The sequence below is a fragment of the Streptomyces sp. NPDC051180 genome (genome assembly GCF_040689545.1).
Lineage (GTDB): Bacteria > Actinomycetota > Actinomycetes > Streptomycetales > Streptomycetaceae > Streptomyces.
The window spans coordinates 1-21,461 of sequence record NZ_JBFBBC010000005.1 but is presented as its reverse complement, the minus strand read 5'-3'; the positions used below and the strand labels follow the sequence as shown (position 1 = coordinate 21,461).

Annotated in this window: 20 protein-coding genes and 1 pseudogene; 15 read left to right on the top strand and 6 right to left on the bottom strand. The window is 74.8% G+C overall.

Annotated elements, in window-relative coordinates:
• Positions 1-18: 18 nt before the first annotated feature.
• Positions 19-948 (bottom strand): DUF3027 domain-containing protein, encoded by a 930-nt coding sequence (locus tag AB0424_RS11400; RefSeq protein ID WP_366304205.1) that lies wholly within the window; start codon positions 946-948, stop codon positions 19-21.
• Between the two features lie 484 nt (positions 949-1,432).
• Here AB0424_RS11400 and AB0424_RS11395 point away from each other — a divergent pair, with 484 nt between their 5' ends.
• The 4 genes from AB0424_RS11395 to AB0424_RS11380 all read left to right on the top strand — a co-directional run bounded on the left by AB0424_RS11395 (position 1,433) and on the right by AB0424_RS11380 (position 4,984).
• Entirely contained in the window at positions 1,433-2,812 is a 1,380-nt protein-coding gene (locus AB0424_RS11395; protein WP_366304203.1) for an MFS transporter, read from the top strand.
• 75 nt (positions 2,813-2,887) lie between these two features.
• Positions 2,888-3,367: a DUF2771 domain-containing protein gene (locus AB0424_RS11390; protein WP_366304201.1), complete on the top strand. Its 480-nt coding sequence runs from the start codon at positions 2,888-2,890 to the stop codon at positions 3,365-3,367.
• 7 nt (positions 3,368-3,374) lie between these two features.
• Positions 3,375-4,133, top strand: a complete 759-nt coding sequence (locus AB0424_RS11385) for a futalosine hydrolase (protein WP_366304199.1) — start codon at positions 3,375-3,377, stop codon at positions 4,131-4,133.
• Entirely contained in the window at positions 4,130-4,984 is an 855-nt protein-coding gene (locus AB0424_RS11380; RefSeq protein WP_366304197.1) for a 1,4-dihydroxy-6-naphthoate synthase, read from the top strand. Before AB0424_RS11385 ends, AB0424_RS11380 begins: the two co-directional genes overlap by 4 nt.
• A 24-nt stretch (positions 4,985-5,008) precedes the next feature.
• On the opposite strand, the gene AB0424_RS11375 is transcribed toward AB0424_RS11380, so the two are convergent.
• Complete coding sequence (locus tag AB0424_RS11375) at positions 5,009-5,392, bottom strand: cold-shock protein (RefSeq protein ID WP_033211384.1); 384 nt, start codon at positions 5,390-5,392, stop codon at positions 5,009-5,011.
• Between the two features lie 141 nt (positions 5,393-5,533).
• On the opposite strand from AB0424_RS11375, the gene AB0424_RS11370 reads away from it, so the two are divergent.
• Positions 5,534-5,812 carry a hypothetical protein gene (locus AB0424_RS11370; RefSeq protein WP_366304195.1) on the top strand — a complete coding sequence of 93 codons (279 nt, stop codon included), beginning with the start codon at positions 5,534-5,536 and terminating at the stop codon, positions 5,810-5,812.
• On the opposite strand, the gene AB0424_RS11365 is transcribed toward AB0424_RS11370, so the two are convergent.
• Positions 5,800-6,420: an HAD family hydrolase gene (locus AB0424_RS11365; protein WP_366304193.1), complete on the bottom strand. Its 621-nt coding sequence runs from the start codon at positions 6,418-6,420 to the stop codon at positions 5,800-5,802. The two genes, AB0424_RS11370 and AB0424_RS11365, sit on opposite strands and share 13 nt — an antisense overlap.
• Positions 6,421-6,521: 101 nt before the next feature.
• Here AB0424_RS11365 and AB0424_RS11360 point away from each other — a divergent pair, with 101 nt between their 5' ends.
• Genes AB0424_RS11360 through AB0424_RS11350 form a run of 3 tightly spaced genes read left to right on the top strand, consistent with a single transcriptional unit; the run spans position 6,522 to position 9,453 of the window.
• Entirely contained in the window at positions 6,522-7,526 is a 1,005-nt protein-coding gene (locus tag AB0424_RS11360; protein ID WP_366304191.1) for an iron chelate uptake ABC transporter family permease subunit, read from the top strand.
• Positions 7,523-8,635 (top strand): iron chelate uptake ABC transporter family permease subunit, encoded by a 1,113-nt coding sequence (locus AB0424_RS11355; protein ID WP_366304189.1) that lies wholly within the window; start codon positions 7,523-7,525, stop codon positions 8,633-8,635. Before AB0424_RS11360 ends, AB0424_RS11355 begins: the two co-directional genes overlap by 4 nt.
• Positions 8,632-9,453 (top strand): ABC transporter ATP-binding protein, encoded by an 822-nt coding sequence (locus AB0424_RS11350; RefSeq protein ID WP_366304187.1) that lies wholly within the window; start codon positions 8,632-8,634, stop codon positions 9,451-9,453. The genes AB0424_RS11355 and AB0424_RS11350 overlap by 4 nt, the downstream gene beginning before the upstream one ends.
• 22 nt (positions 9,454-9,475) lie before the next feature.
• Here the strand turns inward: AB0424_RS11350 and AB0424_RS11345 are convergent, their stop codons facing one another.
• Positions 9,476-10,651: a hypothetical protein gene (locus tag AB0424_RS11345; protein WP_366304185.1), complete on the bottom strand. Its 1,176-nt coding sequence runs from the start codon at positions 10,649-10,651 to the stop codon at positions 9,476-9,478.
• Between the two features lie 93 nt (positions 10,652-10,744).
• On the opposite strand from AB0424_RS11345, the gene AB0424_RS11340 reads away from it, so the two are divergent.
• Positions 10,745-13,333, top strand: coding sequence for a helicase C-terminal domain-containing protein (locus AB0424_RS11340; protein ID WP_366304183.1), 2,589 nt, complete (start codon positions 10,745-10,747; stop codon positions 13,331-13,333).
• A 6-nt stretch (positions 13,334-13,339) separates the two neighbouring features.
• Here the strand turns inward: AB0424_RS11340 and AB0424_RS11335 are convergent, their stop codons facing one another.
• Positions 13,340-13,705, bottom strand: coding sequence for a hypothetical protein (locus tag AB0424_RS11335; protein ID WP_366304181.1), 366 nt, complete (start codon positions 13,703-13,705; stop codon positions 13,340-13,342).
• Between the two features lie 283 nt (positions 13,706-13,988).
• Here AB0424_RS11335 and AB0424_RS11330 point away from each other — a divergent pair, with 283 nt between their 5' ends.
• The 4 genes from AB0424_RS11330 to AB0424_RS11315 all read left to right on the top strand — a co-directional run bounded on the left by AB0424_RS11330 (position 13,989) and on the right by AB0424_RS11315 (position 19,612).
• Positions 13,989-15,629 (top strand): DNA repair helicase XPB, encoded by a 1,641-nt coding sequence (locus AB0424_RS11330; protein WP_366304179.1) that lies wholly within the window; start codon positions 13,989-13,991, stop codon positions 15,627-15,629.
• A gap of 414 nt (positions 15,630-16,043) precedes the next feature.
• The gene (locus AB0424_RS11325; protein WP_366304177.1) at positions 16,044-18,065 is read left to right on the top strand and encodes an ATP-binding domain-containing protein; all 2,022 of its coding nucleotides are present in this window, start codon (positions 16,044-16,046) and stop codon (positions 18,063-18,065) included.
• Entirely contained in the window at positions 18,062-18,460 is a 399-nt protein-coding gene (locus AB0424_RS11320; RefSeq protein ID WP_366304175.1) for a VOC family protein, read from the top strand. Before AB0424_RS11325 ends, AB0424_RS11320 begins: the two co-directional genes overlap by 4 nt.
• A gap of 120 nt (positions 18,461-18,580) precedes the next feature.
• On the top strand, positions 18,581-19,612 hold the full coding sequence (locus AB0424_RS11315) for a saccharopine dehydrogenase NADP-binding domain-containing protein (RefSeq protein ID WP_366304173.1): 1,032 nt from the start codon (positions 18,581-18,583) through the stop codon (positions 19,610-19,612).
• 24 nt (positions 19,613-19,636) lie between these two features.
• Here AB0424_RS11315 and AB0424_RS11310 read toward each other — a convergent pair whose 3' ends face one another.
• Positions 19,637-20,392 carry a helix-turn-helix domain-containing protein gene (locus AB0424_RS11310; RefSeq protein WP_366304171.1) on the bottom strand — a complete coding sequence of 252 codons (756 nt, stop codon included), beginning with the start codon at positions 20,390-20,392 and terminating at the stop codon, positions 19,637-19,639.
• A 268-nt stretch (positions 20,393-20,660) separates the two neighbouring features.
• Between AB0424_RS11310 and AB0424_RS11305 the strand changes: the two genes are divergently transcribed.
• Both AB0424_RS11305 and AB0424_RS11300 read left to right on the top strand, forming a co-directional pair.
• Positions 20,661-21,326, top strand: coding sequence for a DUF4097 family beta strand repeat-containing protein (locus tag AB0424_RS11305; protein WP_366304169.1), 666 nt, complete (start codon positions 20,661-20,663; stop codon positions 21,324-21,326).
• A gap of 30 nt (positions 21,327-21,356) precedes the next feature.
• Positions 21,357-21,461: pseudogene (locus tag AB0424_RS11300) on the top strand (ABC transporter); the annotation flags it as partial.

Here is a 21,461-nt window from a genome sequence, read left to right as displayed (position 1 = left end):
GGACTTTCCGGGTACCCCCTACGAGTGGCCGAGGTCCTCGGAGCCGGCGTCCGGCTCGGTGGTGGAGCCGGAGTCCTTGGCGGGGCGGAGCGGGAAGGCGTCCGCGGCCATGGAGTCGAGGACCGGCGGCGCGGGGCGCGGCGGCTTGGGCATGACGGCGGCCTCGGAGTGGCCTCCGCAGCCGTAGGCGAGGGAGACGACGCGGCCGTCCGCCGGGGAGAACTCGTTGGCGCAGACGCCGAACGCCTGCTTCAGGGAGCCTGCGATCGGCACCAGGAAGGCGCAGGACTCGCAGGAGGCGGGGGCGGCCTGGGCCATCGGCGTCTTGGCGCCGAACGCCTCGTCCCAGCGGTCCGCGGCGACGTGGAGGCCGTACCGGGACAGGACCCGGGCGCGGCGCATGCCGAGTTCGTCGGCGACCGCGGCGATCGCACCCCGCGAGGGGGTGCGGGTCACGATCTCGGCGTCCTCGGCGTCGAGGTGGTCGGCCATCTCCTCGGAGACCGCGGAGTTCGGCGGCGGCGCGTCCTCGCCGGAGTAGCCGGGTTCCAGGCGCAGGTCGTCCTGCTCGGTGGGGAGGAGGTCGCCGGGGCCCATGTCGCCGGGCCGGAGCCGCTCGCTCCACGGCACCCACTCGGGGGCGAGGAGGGCGTCGGCGCCGGGCAGCAGGACGGTTTCGTCAAGCGTGACGTTCTTGGCGCGGGAGGCGCGGGTGACCGTCACCGCCCAGCGCCAGCCCCGGTATCCGGGTTCCTTGGACTCGAAGTAGTGCGTGACGACCCGGTCGCCCTCCGCGACGACCTCGACGTGTGCGCCTACGATGCCGGGCGCGGCCGCCTCCTCGGCGGCCTCCCGCGCGAGGTCCACGGCCTCGGCGCACAGGCGGTCGGGGGTACGCGTGGCTCGCGGGGTACGCGGGGTACCGCTTCGCGTCGTCGCAGCACTCACAGGTCTCGCTTCTCTCCTACGCCGTCTCACGGGTGCGCCGGCCGAGGGGCGGGAGCGAAGCCACGGGCGGCGGGCGGAGCGGACCAGGGGGCCGCATCGACGTCCGCGCACCCGACTCGTATCTCGCGTGTCTCGGGCACACCTAACGCCATCCATTCTGCGGGATGCCGAAGAGGCGCGCGGCCGAGAGCTTCCGCCGGTGACGCGCTACGCACGCTACCCCGTTCGCGGGCCTCCGCCCACCTGCCCGTCCCAAGTGGCCCGGATCGCGGACACCCGGGGCGGCGCGCGCGGCCCCGTCCACGGGTGTCCGCGGGCGGCGGCGGCCCGCGCGCGGACCCGATCGCGGGCGTGTCCGGGGCCCGGACACGGGCCCGTCCGGGGGCCGCGGGGTACGGGCGGGACGTCCGGGTCGTGGCGGTCCGTGGCCTCTCCACCGTCGTGGCACGGTTCGTCCGGCGCGCCGGTGGGGCACTATGACGGAGTGGCAGCCGCACGGTCTCCCGCACGATCCGAAGATCATGCCGGACCGCTCCGCCGAGCGGGCCGGGCGATCGGTCGTGCCCTGCACCTGCCCTTCACGGGCACGGCACGGGGCATCAGGAAGGCGACGCACGCGCACGGGGCGGGTGAGTCGGGGCTCGGGAAACTGATCGAGCTGCACGCCGTGAACGGCGCCGGGGACGTCATGATCACCGTCGCCCTCGCCTCCACGGTGTTCTTCTCGGTGCCCACCGACGAGGCCCGCGGCAGGGTGGCGCTCTACCTGGCCGTCACGATGGCGCCCTTCACCCTCCTGGCGCCGGTGATCGGGCCGCTCCTCGACCGGGTGCCGCACGGCCGGCGCGCGGCGATGGCGGGCGCGATGCTGACCCGCGCCGTCCTGGCGGTCATGATGTCGGGGCTGGTGGCCACCGGCGGCATCGAGCTGTACCCGGCGGCGCTGGGGGTCCTGGTGGCCTCGAAGGCGTACGGCGTGGTGCGCAGCGCGGTGGTGCCACGGCTGCTGCCACCGAACTTCTCCCTGGTGAAGGCGAACTCGCGGGTGACCCTGGCCGGGCTGCTCGCCACCGGCATCGCCGCGCCCATCGGGGCGGGGCTTCAGCTGATCGGTCCGGGCTGGCCGCTCTACGGGGCCTGCGCGCTGTTCCTGCTGGGCACGTTCTGGGCGCTGCGGATGCCGCCGAAGGTGGACTCGGCGAAGGGTGAGCGGCGGGCGCACCTGCTGACGCACGGCGAGCGGAAGCCGAGTCTGCGGACCGTCGGGCCCTCGGTCCTGCACGGGCTGCAGGCGAACGCGGCGCAGCGGATGCTGTCGGGTTTCCTGATCTTCTTCCTGGCGTTCCTGCTCCGTGAGCATCCGCTCTCGGGGCAGAGCGCCGCCGTCTCGCTCGGCGTCGTGGCCGTCGCGGCGGGCGTGGGGAACGCCTGCGGGACGGCGGCCGGCTCGCTGCTGCGGGACCGGGGCCACGGACCGGAGGTGATCATCGCCACGATGATCAGCATCGTGCTGGGGACGGCGATCTGCACGGCGGTGTTCTTCGGCGGCGTGATGGTCGCCGTCCTGGTCGCGGTGGCGGGCCTCACCCAGGCCCTGTCGAAGCTGTCCCTGGACGCGCTGATCCAGCGCGACGTGCCGGAGGTGGTGCGGACTTCGGCGTTCGCCCGTTCCGAGACGGCGCTGCAGATGGCGTGGGTCGTGGGCGGCGCGATCGGCATCGCCCTGCCCCTGAACGGCACCCTCGGCATGGCCGTGGCGGCCGGGATCCTCGCCCTGGGCGCGGCGCTCGCGGTCCGTGGCCTGCTGGGCGCGGCCCGTCAGCGGCCCGGTCCCAAGGGCCGCACCAAGGCACGGGTGGCGTAGCACCTGGCGGTACCGGGAGGCGGCACGCCGTACCCCCGCGTGGCGCGGACGCGACGGCCCGATAGCCTTCGGCTCATGACCGTTGCGTTCTTCTCCGGCTCGCGCCGCCGGGCCGCCGTCGCCCTCGGGGCCGTCTCCGCCGGCCTCCTCGTCCTCTCCGCCTGCGACAAGCCGACTCCGCTCGCGACCGTGACGGTCGGGACCGAATCGATCCACTCCGAGGCCGCCTGCTACAACAACGGCGACCCCATCAAGGAGTCGCAGATCCAGCAGTGCCTCAACAAGAAGGCGGAGAAGTCCATCACCGTCGCGATGGACGACAAGATCCGCTTCGGCGTGGACCCGGAGATCGCGGACCGCGGCTGGACGATCTTCCTGGGCGGCCAGCAGGCCGAGCCCGAGCCGTACAAGAAGACGTACCGGACCATTCCGGCCAGCGCCTTCTTCTCGACCCAGACCGGCGAGGCCACCGACCAGACCCAGGTGACCATCGTCGAGAACACCGGCAAGACGCTCACCGGCATCTGGCACTTCCAGCTGAAGAAGGAATCCTGATCCGCCGGTGGTCCACCGGATCCTGATCGTCACGGCCGTGGCGGCGGAGGCGGACTCCGTCACCGCGGGCCTCGGCCCGGGCGGCCTCGACGACGCCGGGCTCCTCCCGCTGCCGGGAGGCTCCGTCCTGCGCCGTCACACCGGTGACTCCGGTCGCGTGCGGGTCGACGTGCTCGTCGGCGGGGTGGGCCCCGCCGCCGTCGCCGCCGCCACGGGCACCGCGCTGGCCTGCGCCGCGCTCGACGACCCCGGCCGCGCCCCGTACGACCTGGTCGTCTCCGCCGGGATCGCCGGCGGGTTCCCGACGGTGGCGCCGCTCGGGAGCGTCGTCGTCTCCCGGTCCGTCGTCGCCGCCGATCTCGGGGCGCAGACGCCCGACGGCCATCTGACCGTCGAGGAGCTCGGCTTCGGCCGCTCCGCGCACCCCGTGCCCGAGGCACTCGCCGCCGCCGTCGCCGCCGCCCTGGCCGCCGGGGGCCTGCCGCACACCGTGGGGCCGGTCCTGACCGTCTCCACCGTCACCGGGACCGCCGCGCGGGCCGCCGAGCTCGCGGACCGGTATCCCGGGGCCGCCGCCGAGGCGATGGAGGGGTTCGGCGTCGCCGAGGCCGCCGCCGCGCACGGCGTGCCGGTGGTCGAGATCCGGGCCGTGTCGAACGCCGTGGGGCCCCGCGACCGCGCCGCCTGGCGCATCGGACCGGCCCTGGACGCGCTCCGGCGCGCCGTCGAGCTGCTCAGCAGCACCGTCTTCGTGGAGCCGTCGTGACCAAGCTGAAGATCGCCTACTCGCCCTGCCCGAACGACACCTTCGTCTTCGACGCCTGGGCGCACGGCCGGGTGCCCGGCGCGCCGCGGCTCGACGTGACGTTCGCCGACATCGACGTGACCAACGGCTGGGCGGAGGGCGGCACCGACGACCACGACGTCCTGAAGGTGTCGTACGCCGTGCTGCCGTGGATCCTCGACGAGTACGCGCTGCTGCCCTGCGGCGGCGCCCTCGGCCGGGGCTGCGGGCCGCTGGTGCTGACCCGGGACGCCGGTTCCGGTGCGGATCTCGCGGGGAGGACGGTCGCGGTGCCGAGCGAGCGCTCGACGGCGTACCTGCTCTTCCGGCTGTGGGCGGCGGAGGCCGTGCCCGGCGGGGTCGGGAACGTCGTCGTGATGCCGTTCCACGAGATCATGCCCGCCGTGCGCGACGGGAAGGTCGACGCGGGGCTCGTCATCCACGAGGCCCGCTTCACCTACGGCGAGTACGGCCTGCACTGCCTGGCCGACATGGGCGAGCACTGGGAGTCGACGACGGGGCTGCCGATCCCGCTCGGCGCGATCGTCGCCCGCCGCTCCCTCGGCGCGGAGACCCTGGGGCGGCTCGCCGACGCGGCCCGCGCCTCGGTGCGGATGGCCTGGGACGACCCGGCGGCCTCGCGTCCGTACGTCCTGGAGCACGCCCAGGAGATGGACCCCAAGGTCGCCGACCAGCACATCGGTCTCTACGTCAACGAGTTCACCGCGGACCTGGGCGAGCACGGCTACGCGGCGGTCCGCGGGCTGCTGACCCGCGCCGCGGCCGAGGGGCTCGTGCCGCCCCTCGCGCCGGACGCGCTGTCGTTCCCGTAGGTCCCGAGGACCGGCGGGCGGGTCCTACACGTCGAGCTGGTCCGCCACCGCCCGCAGCAGACCGGCGATCTTCTTGCCCTGCGTCTTCTCGGGGTAGCGGCCGCGCTCCAGGGCCGGGGTGATGTTCTCCAGGAGCGTCGTCAGGTCCTGGACGATGGACGCCAGTTCGTCGGGCTTACGGCGCTGCGCGGCGGCGACGGACGGGGTCGGGTCGAGGATCGCGACGGACAGGGCCTGGTCGCCGCGCTGGCCGGCGACCACTCCGAACTCCACCCGCTGCCCCGGCTTCAGTGCGTCGACTCCGGCAGGGAGCACCGACGAGTGGACGAAGACGTCGCCGCCGTCGTCGCGGGAGAGAAAGCCGAAGCCCTTCTCGCTGTTGAACCATTTGACCTTGCCGGTAGGCACGTCTGTCCTCGTCCTCGTACTCGTCGCTGGGGATGGCGAACGGCGGGTCGCCCGACCCGCCGGCACCAAGGCTAGTGCTCCGGGGACCGCCGCGAAGACGTCGCCGGATTGTTCCTCCGGCCTGGGAACTACCCTGGCGGGATGCGTAGTGAAACCCCCGCCGTGCCGGTGAACGACAGCGCTCCCGGCGACGGCCTCGTCAAGGCCGGTGTCGTGCTGTTCGCGATCGGCGCGGTAGCCACGCTGGTCACGGTGGCTCCGCTGTTCCTCGGGACGGACCCGTTCCCCACCGTCGCGTACACCGTGTCGATGCTGATGGGCGTCGGATTCCTCGTCGCCGCCGCCGGGGTGCTGCGGTCGATCGCGGCCCAGCGGCGGCAGGCCCGGGAGGGTTCCGCCGCGGCGGCTCAGCCGCGGTAGTCCTCCCACCAGGCACGGAAGTCCGTCAGGTCCGCGAGGACCACGTCGGCACCGGCCGCGCGGAGCTCCTCGGGGCTGCAGGGGCCGGTGGCCACGGCCACCGAGACGGCGCCCGCGGTCGCCGCGCCGCGGACGTCTCCGACGTGGTCGCCGACGTACACCCCGGCGCCGTGGGCGCGCAGCGCCTCCGCCTTGCCCTCGGCCCACAGGCCGCCGACGACCGCGTCGGGCTCGATGCCGAGGTGGTCGAGGTGCAGTTCGGCGTGCGGCCCGTTCTTCGCGGTGACGACAAGGGTCCGGCCGCCCGCCTCGCGGACGGCGGCGACGGCGTCCCGCGCCCCCGGCATCGGCACGGTGGGCTCGATCGCGTACGAGGGGTACAGGGCGCGGTAGCGGGCGGTCATCTCGGTGACCCGGTCCGCGGGGAACCAGTTCGCCATCTCCTGCTCCAGCGGCGGGCCGAGGCGGCTCACGACGAGGTCGGCGTCGATCGGGACGCCGACCTCGGCGGAGAAGGCGACGTAGGCCGCCCTGATGCCCGGACGGGTGTCGAGCAGGGTCAGGTCGAGGTCGAAACCGACGGTGAGCTGCGGTTGCGTGGTCGTCATGGGTCCATTCTCGGGGACACCCGGCCCCGGCCGTCCGCATTTGAGTGCTGCTTACACTGAGGCGAGCCTTACCGAACCTGTACTCCCCCGAGGGGTCCCGCATGTCAGCCGCAGTCCCCTCCAGACGGGTCCTCGCGACCTCGGCGGCCGTCGTCGCCCTGCTCGTCGCCGTCCTCCTCAGCCTCGCCGTGGGCGCCCGGGCCATCGCCCCGTCCACCGTGGTCGACGCGCTCCTGCACGGCGGGACGAGCGCCGACGCCGAGGTCGTCCGGCAGCTCCGGGTGCCGCGCACGCTCATCGGGCTGATGGTCGGCGCCGCACTGGCGCTCGCCGGGACCGCGCTCCAGGGCATCACCCGCAATCCGATCGCCGACCCGGGCATCCTCGGCATCAGCCAGGGCTCCTCGGTGGCCGTCGTGCTCGCCATCGCCTTCCTCGGGGTGCACAGCCTCGGCGGGTACGTGTGGTTCGCCTTCGCCGGCGCCGCGGTCGCCTCCGTCGCCGTCTACGCGATCGCGTCCGGCGGACGCGGCGGGGCGACCCCGGTGAAACTGGCGCTCGGCGGCGCCGCGATCAACGCGCTGCTGCTCTCCGTCACCACCGGCGTCCTCACCACGAAGGCGTCGGCGCTCGACGAGTTCCGGTTCTGGCAGATCGGCTCGCTCGACGGGCGCGACGCCCAGCTGGTCGGGCAGATCTGGCCGTTCCTGCTCCTCGGCGCGGTCCTGGTGCTGTCGGTGGCGCGGGGCCTCGACGCCCTCGCGCTCGGCGAGGACGTCGCCAAGGGCCTCGGGCAGCGCGTCGCGACCGTGCGGATCGTCGGCGGGCTCGGCGCGACCGTGCTGACCGGGGCCGCGGTGGCCGCCGCCGGACCCGTCGCCTTCGTCGGCCTCGCCGTCCCGCACATCGCGCGGGCCGTGGTCGGCTCCGACCACCGCTGGGTGCTGCCGATGGCCGCGCTCATCGGGCCGGTGATGCTGCTCGTCGCCGACGTCGCCGGCCGGGTCGTGTTCCCGCCGGGCGAGGTCCCGGCCGGGGTGATGACGGCCCTCATCGGGGTGCCGTTCCTGGTGGCCCTCGTGCGCCGGAAGGCGGTGCCGGCGTGACCGCCCCCGCCGACGTCCGTACGGCCGCCCCCGCCCCCGCCCGGGCCGGCGTCCGGCCCGCCGGGTACGGGCTCGTGCGCGCCGGACGGGGCTCCTTCCTGGTCCACCGGCGCTCGGCCGTCGTCGCCGCGGGCCTCCTGCTGCTCCTGGCCGCGGCCTCGGTGGCGTACCTCTGCGTCGGCGAGCGGTTCGTCTCCCCCTCGGAGGTGCTGCGGATCCTCCTGGGGCAGCCGTCGCCCTCCGCGTTCGTCGTGGCGGAGCTGCGCGAGCCCCGGCTCGTCGTCGCCCTCGCCGTCGGCGCCGCCTTCGGGATCGCGGGCGCCCTCATCCAGACCGTCGCCCGCAACCCGCTCGCCAGCCCCGACATCATCGGCATCAGCCAGGGCGCGGGGGCCGTCACGGTCGCCGCCATGACCTTCGGCCTCACCTCGTACACCGTCCTGCCGTACCTCTCGATCGCCGGCGGCATCCTGGCCGCCGCGCTCGTGTACGTGTTCGCCTGGCGCGGCGGACTGCACGCGACCCGGTTCGTGCTCATCGGCATCGGCTTCGCGATCGCCCTGCGGTCGCTGACGACGCTCTTCATGACGAAGGGCGACTACCTCGTCGCCCAGCAGGCCCAGATCTGGATGACGGGCTCGCTCAACGGCCGCGGCTGGGAGGAGTCGGCGCCGGTCCGCTGGACGCTGCTGCTCATGCTGCCCGCCGTGCTGTGGGCGGCCCGCGCCCAGCGGACCGTCTCCCTCGACGACGACACGGCGACCGCGCTCGGCGTCCGGCTCGGCCGGGTCCGGCTCGGGCTCGTCGCCGTCGGCGTCGTCCTCGCGTCGGTCGCGACGGGCGTCGCCGGGCCCGTCGACTTCGTGGCCCTGCTCGCCCCGCAGATCGCCCGCCGCATGACGCGGACCGCGCAGATCCCGCTCCTTGGCTCCGCGCTCGCCGGCGCGGTGATCGTGGTCGTCGCCGACCTCGCGGGCCGGCGGCTCCTCTCCCCCGTCGAACTGCCCGTGGGCGTCCTCACGGCCGCGGTCGGCGCCCCGTACCTCATCTGGCTCATCGTCCGGAGCCGTACCGCCGCACACTCGGGAACCGCTGGAGGCAAGGCGTGAGCAGCAGGCTGACCGCACGCGGGCTGACGCTCGCCTACGAGGACCGCACGGTCGTCGACGGACTGGACCTCGCGGTCCCCGACGGCCGGGTGACCGTCATCGTCGGCCCCAACGCCTGCGGCAAGTCGACCACCCTGCGCGCGCTGGGCCGGCTCCTCAGGCCCGCCGGCGGCGCGGTCCTCCTCGACGGCGAGGAGCTGGCGAAGCTCCCCACCAAGCGGATCGCCCGCTCCATCGGGCTGCTGCCGCAGACCCCCGTGGCCCCCGAGGCGATCACCGTCGCCGACCTGGTCTCCCGCGGCCGCCAGCCGCACCAGGCGTGGTGGCGGCAGTGGTCCGACGAGGACGAGCGGGCCGTCGTCGACGCCATGGCCCGCACCGACGTGACGGCGCTGGCCGACCGCTCCGTGGACGAACTCTCCGGCGGCCAGCGCCAGCGGGTCTGGATCGCGATGGCCCTCGCCCAGGAGACCGACCTGCTGCTGCTCGACGAGCCCACCACCTACCTGGACATCTCCCACCAGGTCGAGGTCCTCGACCTGGTGCGCCGCCTCAACCGCCTGCGCGGCCGGACCGTCGTCCTCGTCCTCCACGACCTCAACCAGGCCGCCCGCTACGCCGACCACCTGGTCGCCATGAAGGCCGGCCGCGTCGTCGCCGAGGGGCCCCCGGAAGAGATCGTGACCGCCGACCTCGTCCGGGACGTCTTCGGCCTGGAGTCCGTCGTCGTCCCCGACCCGGTCACCGGCTCCCCTCTGGTCGTCCCGGGCGCCCCCTGGCACGCGGACGCCGAGGCGGCGGCGAAGACCGTCCCGTAGCCGGGGTGGCGCGGGCGCGGGCTCAGTACCTGCGGGCGCGCCACAGCAGGAACAGGCCGGACGCGACCGCGGCGCCCCGGAGGGTCCACGGCCAGGTCTCGGAGAGGGCCGCGCCCAGCGCCTCGCCGCCGGGGGCCACGGCGGCGCCCCACCGGCCTCCCACCCGGCCCCACAGCCAGACCGCGCCGGCCGTGACGGCCAGGCCGGGAAGGACGAGGACCGCGCCCTTCACCTCGGCCGGGGTGAGACGGCGGGAGGCGTACGCCAGCAGCCAGCCGGCGGCCAGGGCGAGCAGCGATCCGAAGGCCGCGCCGCCGAGGAGCAGCAGCGCGGCGAGGACGACGAACGGGCTGCCCAGCCGCAGGACGGACCGCCCGGCCGGCCCGTCGACGGCCTCCGGCGCCGCCTCGGTCCCGGGGGCGGATGCGGCGTCCTTCCTCCGCGGCCGCAGGACGCGGGCGAGGCGGCGGCGTCCGTCCGGCGCGGGCTCCGCCGGCTCCTCCTCGTCCTCCTCCGGCTCCGGCGGCGTAAAGAGGTCCGGCCGCTCGACGCCGCCGGAGAACCCGGGAAGGCCGTCGGCGGCGTCCGTCTCCCACCAGTCCCGGTCCGCCCCCGGGCCGGCGAGGCCGTCGGCCCCGAGGCCGGCGGAGGCGGCGGAATCCGTCGGCGGGGCGTTCCGCGTCTCCGCGGAGACCGACGCGCCCGGGCCCGGAACCTTCTTGCCGGAGGCGCCGGAGCGGCGACGGCGGCCGAACCGGAGGAGGCCGCCCCGTTCCGGCCGGTCCTCCCCTGACCGCCCGGGGCCCGGCCGGCCGGCGCCCTTCCCTGGGCCGCGTCCCCGGCCGCCGGCCGCGTCCCCGGCCGCGTCCTCCTCCGGGTCCCGGCCGGGCCCGTCGCCCGCGCGGGGCTTCGGGAACGGCGCTCCGTCCGGGGAGGCCGACGCCGGGGAGGGCGGCGGGAACGGGGAAGGGGACGGGGCGGCGCGGTCGACGACCTCGTCCGGGGTGCCGAGCGAGCCGAGGATGGTGCGGACGGCGGCGGGGCTCGTCTCGCCGTGGGTGGCGCGGCGCCGGTCGATCTCGTTGCGGAGACCGGAGACCAGGCGCATGCGGTCGCTCGCGGGCAGATGCCGTTGCTGGGCCAGATCGCCGACCCGGCTCAGATAGTCGTAGACCAGCTGGTCGCTCTCGATCCCCACGGTGCCCCTCCACGGCCGGTTCGCCCGGTACGGGCCGACGTTAGCGCCTGCGCGGCGGGCTCCGCCGTGCGGATTGGGGCTAACGTGGGGCGGATGGGGATCGGTGAGCTCGACCGGGAGGCGCACGTGCCCGAGGTAACTGGCGCCGGCGGGGCGCCGCGCACGCTCGCGGAGGCGCTGCGCACGCGGGGCGACGACGGGCTCGCCGCGCTGCTCCGGGCCCGCCCGGACCTGCTGAGCCCCGTGCCGAACGACCTGACGCAGCTGGCGACCCGCGCCGGCACGCGGGGTTCGGTGGTGCGCGCCCTGGAGCGGCTGGACCGGTTCGCCCTCCAGACGGCGGAAGCGCTCGCGATCGCCCCCGACCCGGCGCCGTACTCCGTCCTCCTCGGGCTGCTGACCGGCGACGAGGGGGACGCCGAGATCGAGGCGGCCCTGCCGGGCGCGGTGGCGCTGCTGCGCGAGCAGGCGCTGGTGTGGGGCGAGGACGACCGGCTGCGGCTCGTGCGGACCGCCCGGGAGCTGCTGGCGCCGTCGGCGCAGCACCCCTCCCCGACGGGCCTGGGGCCGACGGTCGCGGAGGCGACGGCCGGCATGTCGCCGGGCCGCGTGCAGGAGATCATCGCGGCGGCCGGGCTGACGTCGACGCACGACCCGGTGTCGGCGGTGGCGGTCCTGACGGGACTGTTCACCGACCGGGCGCGGATGGGCGAGCTGCTCGACACGGCGTCACCGGAGGCGCTGACCGTCCTGGACCGCCTCGTCTGGGGTCCGCCGTACGGCGAGGTGACGGCGAACCCGGCACCGCCCGTGCGCTGGCTGCGCGACCGGGGCCTGCTGCTGCCGGTGTCGCCGCGGACGATGGTGCTGCCGCGCGAGGTGGCGCTGCATCTGCGCGGCGGACGGGCCCACCGGATGCCGGAGCCGGTCGCACCGGAGCCGGCGGTGCTGCGCGAGTACCGTCCCCAGGTGGTGGACAGCGCGGCCGCCGGGCAGGCGCACGTGGCCCTGGCGACCGTCGAGGAGCTGCTGAAGTCCTGGGACCAGGGCGGCCCCCCGGTGCTGCGGGCCGGCGGTCTCGCGGTGCGGGACCTCAAGCGGACGGCCGCGGCCCTGGACGTCACCGAGGAGACGGCCTGCTTCTGGCTGGAGCTGGCGTTCGGCGCCGGGCTGCTCGCCTCCGACGGCGAGGCCGACGAGCGGTACGCCCCGACGCCCGCCTGGGACGACTGGCTCGACCTGCCGCCCGCCGAGCGCTGGGCGCGGCTCGTCACCCCCTGGCTGACCGCGACCCGCACGTCGGGTCTGGTCGGCGGCCAGGACACCAAGGGCCGCACGCTCTCCGCCCTCGGTCCCGACCTGGACCGGGCGCCGGCCCCCGAGGTCCGCCACCGGGTCCTCGAACTCCTCGCGACGCTGCCGCCGGGCGCCGCCGCCGATCCCGGGACGCTCTTCGCCCGGATGCGCTGGGAGCGTCCGCCGCGGGGCGCCGCCCCGGCCGGTCCGCCGCGGCCGCCGCGCCCGACGAACGGCGTGGACGACGGCCCGGAGCCCGCTCCGGTCCCCGAGACCCACGGCGACCTGCGGTCGCGGCTGGCGCGCTGGACGCTCGCCGAGGCCGAGCTCCTCGGGCTGACCGGCCGCGGCGCGCTGTCGGCGCCGGCCCGCGCCCTGCTCAACCTGCCGCTGGCGGAGGCCGCGACCCCGGCCGACCACGGCGGCCGGGTCGAGCTGTCGGTGGCCGCCGGGCGCGCGGCGACGCTCCTGGCGCCGCTGCTCCCCGAGGCCGTCGACCACGTCCTCCTCCAGGCCGACCTGACGGCCGTCGCGCCCGGTCCGCTGCTGCGGCCGCTCGCCGACGCCCTCGCCGTCCTGGCGGACGTGGAGTCGAAGGGTGGCGCCACGGTCTACCGGTTCACCCCGGGCTCCGTGCGGCGGGCCCTCGACTCCGGGCAGACCGCCTCCGACCTGCACTCCTTCCTCGCCGCGCACTCCCGCACGCCCGTGCCGCAGCCGCTGGCCTACCTCGTCGACGACGTGGCGCGGCGGCACGGGCACCTGAAGGTGGGGGCGGCGTCGGCGTATCTGCGGTGCGACGACGACACGGTCCTCGGCGAGATCCTGGCCGACCGGCGCTCGGCGGCGCTCGGGCTGCGCCGGCTCGCGCCGACCGTGCTCGCCGCGCAGACCGATCCGGCGTCCCTGCTCGCCGGGCTGCGGTCGATGGGGTACGCGCCGGCGGCCGAGTCCGCGGAGGGCGACGTCCTCGTCACCCGCGCCGACGCCTACCGCACCCCCGCCCGCACGGCCCCCGTGCCGGTCCCCGACGGCCCGCCCGCCCCCGACGCGACGCTCCTCGGCGCGGCGGTGAAGGCGATCCGCGCCGGCGACCGGGCCGCGACGGCGGTGCGCAGGGAGCCCGCGCCCGCGACCGCCGCCGGCGCGCTCCCCCGTACCTCCGCCGCCGAGACCCTCGCCACGGTGCAGGCCGCGGCGATGACCGGTTCGGCCGTCTGGATCGGCTACGTGAACGCCGACGGCGCCGCCAGCCAGCGCGTCATCGCCCCGGTCCGGGTCGAGGGCGGCTTCGTCACCGGCTACGACCACACGGCCGACGAGGTCCGCACCTATCCGCTGCACCGCATCACGGGCGTGGCGGAACTCGCCGACGACCAGGTCTGACCCCGTTCACGGGCCGACGGTGCCGGCCGTCGGCGGCACCGTCGCGAGGGACTCGACGCCCAGGACTCCCACGCACACGGGAAAGGCGAGTCCGACGGCGCACGCCAGCCCCGCGAGGAGCCGGCGGGCCCGGCGCCACCGCAGCGTGCGCGGGAGGAACCACGTGGGGGCCGCCGTCAGGAGCGGCGGCAGCAGACTCGCGGCGATCACGGCCGGGGGCGCGGCCGGCAGTCCGACCGTCGCACCGGTCAGCAGCACGAGCAACGGCCCGCCGAGGCTGCCGGTCAGCGGCGCCGCCCACCAGATCGGGTCGTGCGCGGCGGACGGGAGTGCGGGCTCGGGCCGCTCCCCGGCCCCGGCGGTCGGCGGCATGCCCCCATCCCAGCGCCCCCGCCCGGCCCTGCACCAGAGTGCGCCTACTCATCCGGCATGTGCCACGTACTCATGACACGACGTCCGGGCGGCCTCGCCGTCCCGGTCGGCCGCTGCCCCGGGACAGTGGCCCCGGTCCGGCCGCTCCCCCGTGGCCGCCGGACCGGACCCGGCGGGCCTCCGGCCGGCCCGCGACGCCGACGGACACCCCGGGACGGCTCTCCATCGGGCAGACTGGAGGATTGGCCGACGTCGGAGCGGCCCGGGAAGGACCTGATCGCACGTGAATGGGCCACTCATCGTCCAGAGCGACAAAACGCTCCTCCTGGAGGTCGACCACGAGCTCGCCGAGGCGTGCCGGCGGGCGATCGCGCCGTTCGCCGAGCTGGAGCGGGCGCCGGAGCACATCCACACCTACCGGCTGACGCCGCTGGGGCTGTGGAACGCGCGGGCCGCCGGGCACGACGCCGAGCAGGTCGTCGACGCGCTGGTCGAGTACTCGCGGTACCCGGTGCCGCACGCGCTGCTGGTCGACATCGCGGAGACCATGGCGCGGTACGGCCGGCTGACGCTGTCCAAGCACCCGACGCACGGTCTGGTGCTGACCAGCACGGACCGGCCGGTCCTGGAGGAGATCCTCCGGTCGAGGAAGGTGCAGCCGCTGGTCGGGGAGCGGATCGACGCGGACACCGTCGCCGTGCACCCCTCCGAGCGGGGGCAGATCAAGCAGACGCTGCTGAAGCTGGGCTGGCCGGCGGAGGACCTCGCCGGGTACGTGGACGGCGAGGCGCACCGGATCGACCTGGCGGAGGACGGCTGGAGCCTGCGGCCGTACCAGAAGCAGGCGGTCGACGGCTTCTGGCACGGCGGTTCCGGCGTGGTCGTGCTGCCCTGCGGCGCGGGGAAGACGCTGGTCGGCGCGGGCGCGATGGCGCAGGCGAAGGCGACGACGCTGATCCTGGTGACCAACACGGTCTCGGCGCGGCAGTGGAAGCACGAGCTGGTGAAGCGGACCTCGCTGACCGAGGACGAGATCGGCGAGTACAGCGGGACGAAGAAGGAGATCCGTCCGGTCACCATCGCCACGTACCAGGTGCTGACGACCCGGCGGAAGGGCGTCTATCCGCACCTGGAGCTGTTCGACTCCCGGGACTGGGGCCTGATCGTCTACGACGAGGTGCACCTGCTGCCCGCGCCGGTCTTCAAGTTCACGGCGGACCTCCAGGCACGCCGGCGGCTCGGGCTGACCGCGACGCTCGTCCGCGAGGACGGCCGCGAGTCGGACGTGTTCTCGCTGATCGGGCCGAAGCGGTTCGACGCCCCGTGGAAGGAGATCGAGGCGCAGGGGTACATCGCGCCCGCCGACTGCGTCGAGGTCCGGGTGAACCTGACCGACTCCGAGCGGCTGGCGTACGCGACGGCCGAGGCGGAGGAGAAGTACCGCTTCTGCGCGACGACGGCGACGAAGCGGAAGGTGACGGAGGCCCTGGTGAAGAAGTTCGCCGGGCAGCAGATCCTCGTCATCGGCCAGTACATCGACCAGCTGGACGAGCTCGGCGAGCACCTGGACGCGCCGGTCATCAAGGGCGAGACGTCCAACGCGCAGCGGGAGAAGCTCTTCGACGCGTTCCGCAACGGCGAGATCAGCGTGCTGGTCGTGTCGAAGGTCGCGAACTTCTCGATCGACCTGCCGGAGGCGACGGTGGCGATCCAGGTGTCGGGCACCTTCGGTTCCCGGCAGGAGGAGGCGCAGCGGCTGGGGCGGGTGCTGCGGCCGAAGTCCGACGGCCACCAGGCGCACTTCTACTCGGTGGTCGCCCGGGACACCATCGACCAGGACTTCGCGGCGCACCGCCAGCGGTTCCTGGCGGAGCAGGGGTACGCGTACCGGATCATGGACGCGGACGAGCTGCTGGCGCCGTAGGGACCGGGCGCGGGTTCCCGACGCCGGCCTCCGGCGGGCCGTAGTCGCCCAGGAGAGTGACCGCGGCCGCCGCGCCGCCGAAGGCGCGTATCGCCCGCAGTGCGGTGGCGAGGCGGTGGGGTCGGGGGACGGTGGTCACGAGGGTGAAGGTCGTCGCGGTCATGCCTCCATCATGGAATCCGGACATTCCGAACACATCGCCCTGGGGGTGGAACCCGGGGTCCGTCGTGAGACGGACCCCGGGACCTGAGACGGACCTTCCCCCCTAAGGGGGGAAAAGGGTTTCGTGGGGTGCGGCGGCCGGAGTTAGACTTGCCGGCTTCCCCGCCTCCCGTCCGTGGAGCGCCGCCGCCCGGTCGGAAACCGGCGGCCACCTCGTCGTGTCCGCGTATCCACCTGCCCGGAGGCTTCACCGTGTCCGCATCCGACCCGCTCTCGCGGGAGCGTGCCCATCTGTCCTCGTCCCGCGCCGCCCTGCGCGCTATGCGCGAGGACGTCGAGGCGCTCGACATCAAGGACGTCACGGCGAACTGGGTCAACTCACTGGTCCTGGGGCGCCAGATCGAGGACCGGATCAAGGCGCTGGCCGACCTCTCCGGCACGCCGCTGTTCTTCGGGCGGCTCGACTACCTGCACACCACGCAGGAGGGCCAGCGCTTCTACATCGGGCGCCGGCACGTGCACGACGCCGACGGCGACCCGATGGTGATCGACTGGCGCGCCCCGGTGTCGCAGCCGTTCTACCGGGCGTCGAAGAAGGACCCGCAGGACGTGGGACTGCGCCGCCGCTTCGGGTACACGGGCGGCGAGCTGACCGCCTACGAGGACGAGCACCTGTCCGACCCGGCGGAGCTGGAGCGGACGAGCCGGCTGCTCCAGGCGGAGATCGAGCGGCCGCGCGTGGGCCCCATGCGGGACATCGTGGCGACGATCCAGCCGGAGCAGGACGAGATCGTCCGGTCCGACCTCTCGGGGTCCGTCTGCGTGCAGGGGGGTCCCGGCACCGGCAAGACGGCCGTCGGCCTGCACCGTGTCGCCTACCTGCTCTACGCGCACCGGGAGCGGCTCGCCCGCACCGGCACCCTGGTCATCGGGCCGAACCGGTCCTTCCTCCAGTACATCGAGCAGGTCCTGCCCGCCCTGGGCGAGCTGGAGGTGCGGCAGGCGACCGTCGACGACCTCGTCGCGCACGTCGAGGTCCGCGGCACCGACGAGGCGGCGACGGCGGTCGTCAAGGGCGACGCCCGGATGGCGGAGGTGCTGCGGCGGGCGGTCCGCTCCCACATCGCGCTGCCCAAGGAGTCCCTGATGGTGGTGCGCGGCTCGCGCCGCTGGCGGGTGCCCGCGTACGAACTGGAGGAGATCGTCCAGGAGTTGATCGACCGCGACATCCGGTACGGGGCGGCCCGCGACGCGCTGCCGCAGCGCGTCGCGCACGCCGTCCTGGTGCGGATGGAGCAGGCCGGCGAGGCGCCCGACGACCGCGTGCAGAACGCCGTCGCGCGCAACCCCGCGGTGAAGGCCGTCGTGAAGGAGTGCTGGCCGCCCGTGGAGCCCGCCAAGCTGGTGCTGCGACTGCTGAGCGACCCGGAGTTCCTGGCGGAGCACGCCGAGGGGCTGCTCACGGAGGACGAGCAGAAGCTGCTGCTGTGGGCGAAGCCGGCCCGCAGCGTGCGGACGGCGAAGTGGTCGGCGGCCGACGCGGTCCTGATCGACGAGGCGAAGGACCTGGTGGAGCGGACGCACTCGCTGGGCCACGTGGTCCTCGACGAGGCGCAGGACCTCTCCCCGATGCAGTACCGCGCCGTCGGCCGGCGCTGCACGACGGGTTCGGCGACCGTGCTGGGCGACCTGGCGCAGGGCACCACCCCGTGGGCCACGGAGAGCTGGGCGCAGGCGCTCGGCCATCTGGGCAAGCCGGAGGCGGTGGTGGAGGAGCTGACCGCCGGTTTCCGCGTGCCGCGCGAGGTCATCGCGTACGCCTCGCGGCTCCTCCCGCACATGTCCCCGGGGCTCGCGGCGGTGGAGTCGGTCCGTGAGAACCCCGGCTCGCTGGTCGTCCGCCCCGCCGACGACCTCGACGCCGACGTCGTCGCGGCCTGCGTCGAGGCCCTCGTCCACGAGGGTTCCGTCGGTCTGATCGCGGCCGACGCGCGGATCGCGCCCCTCGCGGAGGCCCTGACGGCGGCCGGTCTCGCCCACCTCTCCCCCGGCGAGGAGACGACGGCCGAGTCGCGGCTGACGCTCGTCCCCGCCTCGCTCGCCAAGGGCCTGGAGTACGACTACGTGGTCCTCGACGAGCCCGCGGCCGTCGTCGACGGCGAGCCGGACGAACGGACCGGCCTGCGGCGGCTGTACGTGGCCCTGACCCGCGCCGTCTCCGGCCTGACAGTCCTTCACGCGACGCCGCTACCGGCCCAGTTGGGCGCCGCGTGACCGGCGTCGGGGCCCTGCACCACGTCGAGGTATGGGTGGGCGACCTGGCGGGCGCCGAGGCGAGCTTCGGCTGGTTGCTCGGCGCCCTCGGGTACGCGCCCTTCCAGCGCTGGGAGGGCGGGCGCAGCTGGGTCCTCGGCCCCACCTACCTCGTCCTCGAACAGTCGCCCGCCCGTTCCGACGACCGTCACGACCGGCTCCGCCCGGGCCTCAACCACCTCGCCTTCCACGCGGGCGACCGCGCCGCCGTCGACGCCCTCACCGCCGAGGCGCAGGAGCACGGCTGGCGGCTGCTGTTCCCCGACCGGCATCCGCACGCGGGGGGCGAGGGCACGTACGCGGCCTACCTGGAGAACGCCGACGGCTTCGAGGTGGAGCTGGTCGCGAGCTCCTGAGTCGACCGCGGGGGCGTGTCCGGAAGTGTGCGGGGCGTGTCGGTTCCGGACCTCGCGGGGGCCGGCGGGCCGCGCCAAGATTGTTCACAGTTGAACAAACGAGGACGGCGGGAGAGCGCGATGACTTCGGGGTACACGGTGACGGTGTTCGGCGCGTACGGGCACACCGGGCGGTTCGTGGTGGCGGAACTGCTCCGCCGGGGCTTCACGCCGGTGCTCTCGGGGCGGGACGCGGCCCGTCTCGGGGCGCTCGCGGCGGAGCACGGCGGGCTCGCCGTGCGCCCGGCGGCGGTCGACGACCCGGCGGCGCTCGACCGGGCGCTGGCCGGCGCGGACGCCGTGGTCAACTGCGCGGGACCGTTCGCGACGACGGCCGCGCCGGTGATCGACGCGGCGCTGCGGGCGGGGATCCCGTACGTGGACGTGGCGGCCGAGATCGAGGCCAACCTCGACACCTTCGCGCTTTACGCGGACCGCGCGAAGGCCACGGGCACCCTGGTGATCCCCGCCATGGCCTTCTTCGGGGGCCTCGGAGACCTGCTGGTCACGGCCGCCATGGGCGACTGGGAGACGGCCGACGAGGCGCACGTCGCGTACGGGCTGAGCGGCTGGCACCCCACCGCGGGGACGCTCGCCGCGGGGACGGTCTCCCGCGAACGGCGGGACGGCCGGCGGGTCGTGTTCGCGAACGGGCGCATCGAGTACCGCGACGACAGCGCGCCGACCCTGGAGTGGGTCTTCCCCGAGCCGATGGGCGCCCGCGCGGTGATCGGGGAGTTCACCATGGCCGACGTCGTCACCGTCCCGAGCCACCTCGCCGTCCCCGACGTGCGCACCTACATGGCCGTCGAGGCCGCGCGGGAGCTCGCGGCCCCGGACACCCCCGCACCGGCGGCGGTCGACGAGCACGGCCGGTCCGCGCAGACCTTCCTGGTCGACGTCCTCGTCCGCAACGGCGGCGAGGAGCGGCGCGCCGCGGTGAGCGGGCGGGACATCTACGCCGTCAGCGCGCCGCTCGCCGTGGAGGCCCTCCGCCACGTCCTCACGGGGCGGACCCGGACGGTGGGCGTCGCCTCGGCCGGGGCGGTCTTCGACGCGCCCGCCTTCCTCCGCGACCTGGCCCCGCACCTGACGGTCGAGCGGCTCGGCTGACCGTACCCACTGGCCCCCGGCCCCTCAGGACTCCTCCGGCTCCCCGCCGTCGGTGTCCTCGGGGGCCTTCTCGGGCTTGGCCGAGAGGATCTCGCGGGCCTGCTCGGCGGCGCGCAGGATGCTCTCGGAGACGTAGTCGAGGAAGCGGGCGACGTTCTCCAGGCGCACGGCGGCGGGGGTGTCGGGGCCGAGGACGCCCACGCCCTCCCGGGCGATGCCGACGATCTGGGCGGTGGACCGCGCGCTGGAGATCATCGACTGGTACCAGATGTCGTCGTCGACGACGTAGCGCTCGCGGCGGCGGTCGTCGCGCTCCCGGCGGACGAAGCCCTGGCTCTCCAGGAAGGCGATCGCCTTGGAGATGGACGCCGGGCTGACCTGGAGCCGCTGGACCAGTTCGGCGGCGGTGAGGCTGCCGCTGTCGGTGAGGGTGAGACAGGCCATCACCCGGGACATCATCGCGGGCATGCCCGAGCCCGCGAGGACGGTCGTGAACGTCTCCTCGTACGCGCGCACCGCCTCCGCGTCGCGCCCGTGGGGCTGCGGCGGCGCCTCCGTGTCCCGGGGTGCGCTCTGCCCGCGGCGCTGGGCGCGGCGCTCGGTGGCGCGGTGGGCGAGCTCGGCGCGGTAGGAGGTGGGGCCGCCGTTGCGCATGACCTCGCGCGTGACGGTGGAGGTCGGCCGGTCGAGGCGGCGGGCGATCTCCGCGTACGCCAGACCGTCGGCCAGACCGACGGCGATCTGCTGGCGTTCGGACTGGGTGAGTCGGCCTCCCGGCATCGCGGTCTCCTCTGTGGTGCTGGGCTCTGTGGTGCTCGGCGCTTCCTGGCAGCGTCAGCGTAGCGTTCACCGTCAGCCCATTGCAATGCTCACCGCGCATTGCGTTGCATTACATCCAGAACCATTGCAATGAAATTGCCGCTCTGGCCTGGGATTTCAAGTTTCCAGGGCAACGAAGTCGTTGCCGCAACCTCGAACGCAACGTAGCTTTTCCCTTGTCGGAAAGAGCGGGACGACGAAGAGCCCGCCCCTGAGAAGGAGAAAGACCATGCAGAAGTTCGCCACCCCCGCCGCCGTCTCCACCGTCCTCGACATCCCCGCCGGCACCATCCGCCTCATCGCCGCCGACCGCACCGACACCACCGTCGAGATCCTCCCCGCCAACGCCTCCAAGAGCCGCGACGTGAAGGCCGCCGAGCGGATCGAGGTCGACTACAAGGACGGCGTCCTGCGCATCGAGGCCCCCGCCCCCGAGAAGCGGCTCCTCGGTGACTCCGGCTCCGTCGAGATCACCGTCCAGCTGCCCGCCGGCTCCCGGGTCCTGGCCAAGGCCGCCCTCGCCGAACTCCGCGGCGTCGGACGCCTCGGAGACGTCACCTTCGAGGCCGCCCAGGCCACCGTCAAGCTCGACGAGACCGCGGGCGCCCACCTCGCCGTCCAGGCCGGGGACATCACCGTCGGCCGCCTCGGCGGGCCCGCCGAGATCACCACCCGGAAGGGCGCCCTGCGCGTCGCCGAGGCCCACCGCGGCACCGTCACCCTGCGCACCGACCACGGCGACATCACCGTCGGCGCCGCCCGCGGCGCCTCCGCCGCCCTCGACGCCGGCACCGCCTACGGCCGGGTGACCAACTCCCTCCGGAACGACGGCACCACCGACCTCTTCATCAACGCCACCACCGCCTACGGCGACATCACCGCCCGCAGCAACTGACCCGTCCGCACACCCGAAGGAGCACCCGCCATGACCACCCCCGCCGTCTCGGCCGTCGGACTGCGCAAGTCCTACGGTGACAAGACCGTCCTCGACGGCATCGACCTGACCATCCCCGAGGGAACCGTCTTCGCC

What these genes read in the sequence shown, in the direction of transcription:
- AB0424_RS11340 (WP_366304183.1), top strand. Translation starts at nt 10,745, where the DNA reads ATGGGGATCGGTGAGCTCGACCGGGAGGCGCACGTGCCCGAGGTAACT.
- AB0424_RS11370 (WP_366304195.1), top strand. Translation starts at nt 5,534, where the DNA reads ATGCGTAGTGAAACCCCCGCCGTGCCGGTGAACGACAGCGCTCCCGGC.
- AB0424_RS11390 (WP_366304201.1), top strand. Translation starts at nt 2,888, where the DNA reads ATGACCGTTGCGTTCTTCTCCGGCTCGCGCCGCCGGGCCGCCGTCGCC.
- AB0424_RS11315 (WP_366304173.1), top strand. Translation starts at nt 18,581, where the DNA reads ATGACTTCGGGGTACACGGTGACGGTGTTCGGCGCGTACGGGCACACC.
- AB0424_RS11365 (WP_366304193.1), bottom strand. Translation starts at nt 6,420, where the DNA reads ATGACGACCACGCAACCGCAGCTCACCGTCGGTTTCGACCTCGACCTG.
- AB0424_RS11360 (WP_366304191.1), top strand. Translation starts at nt 6,522, where the DNA reads ATGTCAGCCGCAGTCCCCTCCAGACGGGTCCTCGCGACCTCGGCGGCC.
- AB0424_RS11305 (WP_366304169.1), top strand. Translation starts at nt 20,661, where the DNA reads ATGCAGAAGTTCGCCACCCCCGCCGCCGTCTCCACCGTCCTCGACATC.
- AB0424_RS11310 (WP_366304171.1), bottom strand. Translation starts at nt 20,392, where the DNA reads ATGCCGGGAGGCCGACTCACCCAGTCCGAACGCCAGCAGATCGCCGTC.
- AB0424_RS11335 (WP_366304181.1), bottom strand. Translation starts at nt 13,705, where the DNA reads ATGCCGCCGACCGCCGGGGCCGGGGAGCGGCCCGAGCCCGCACTCCCG.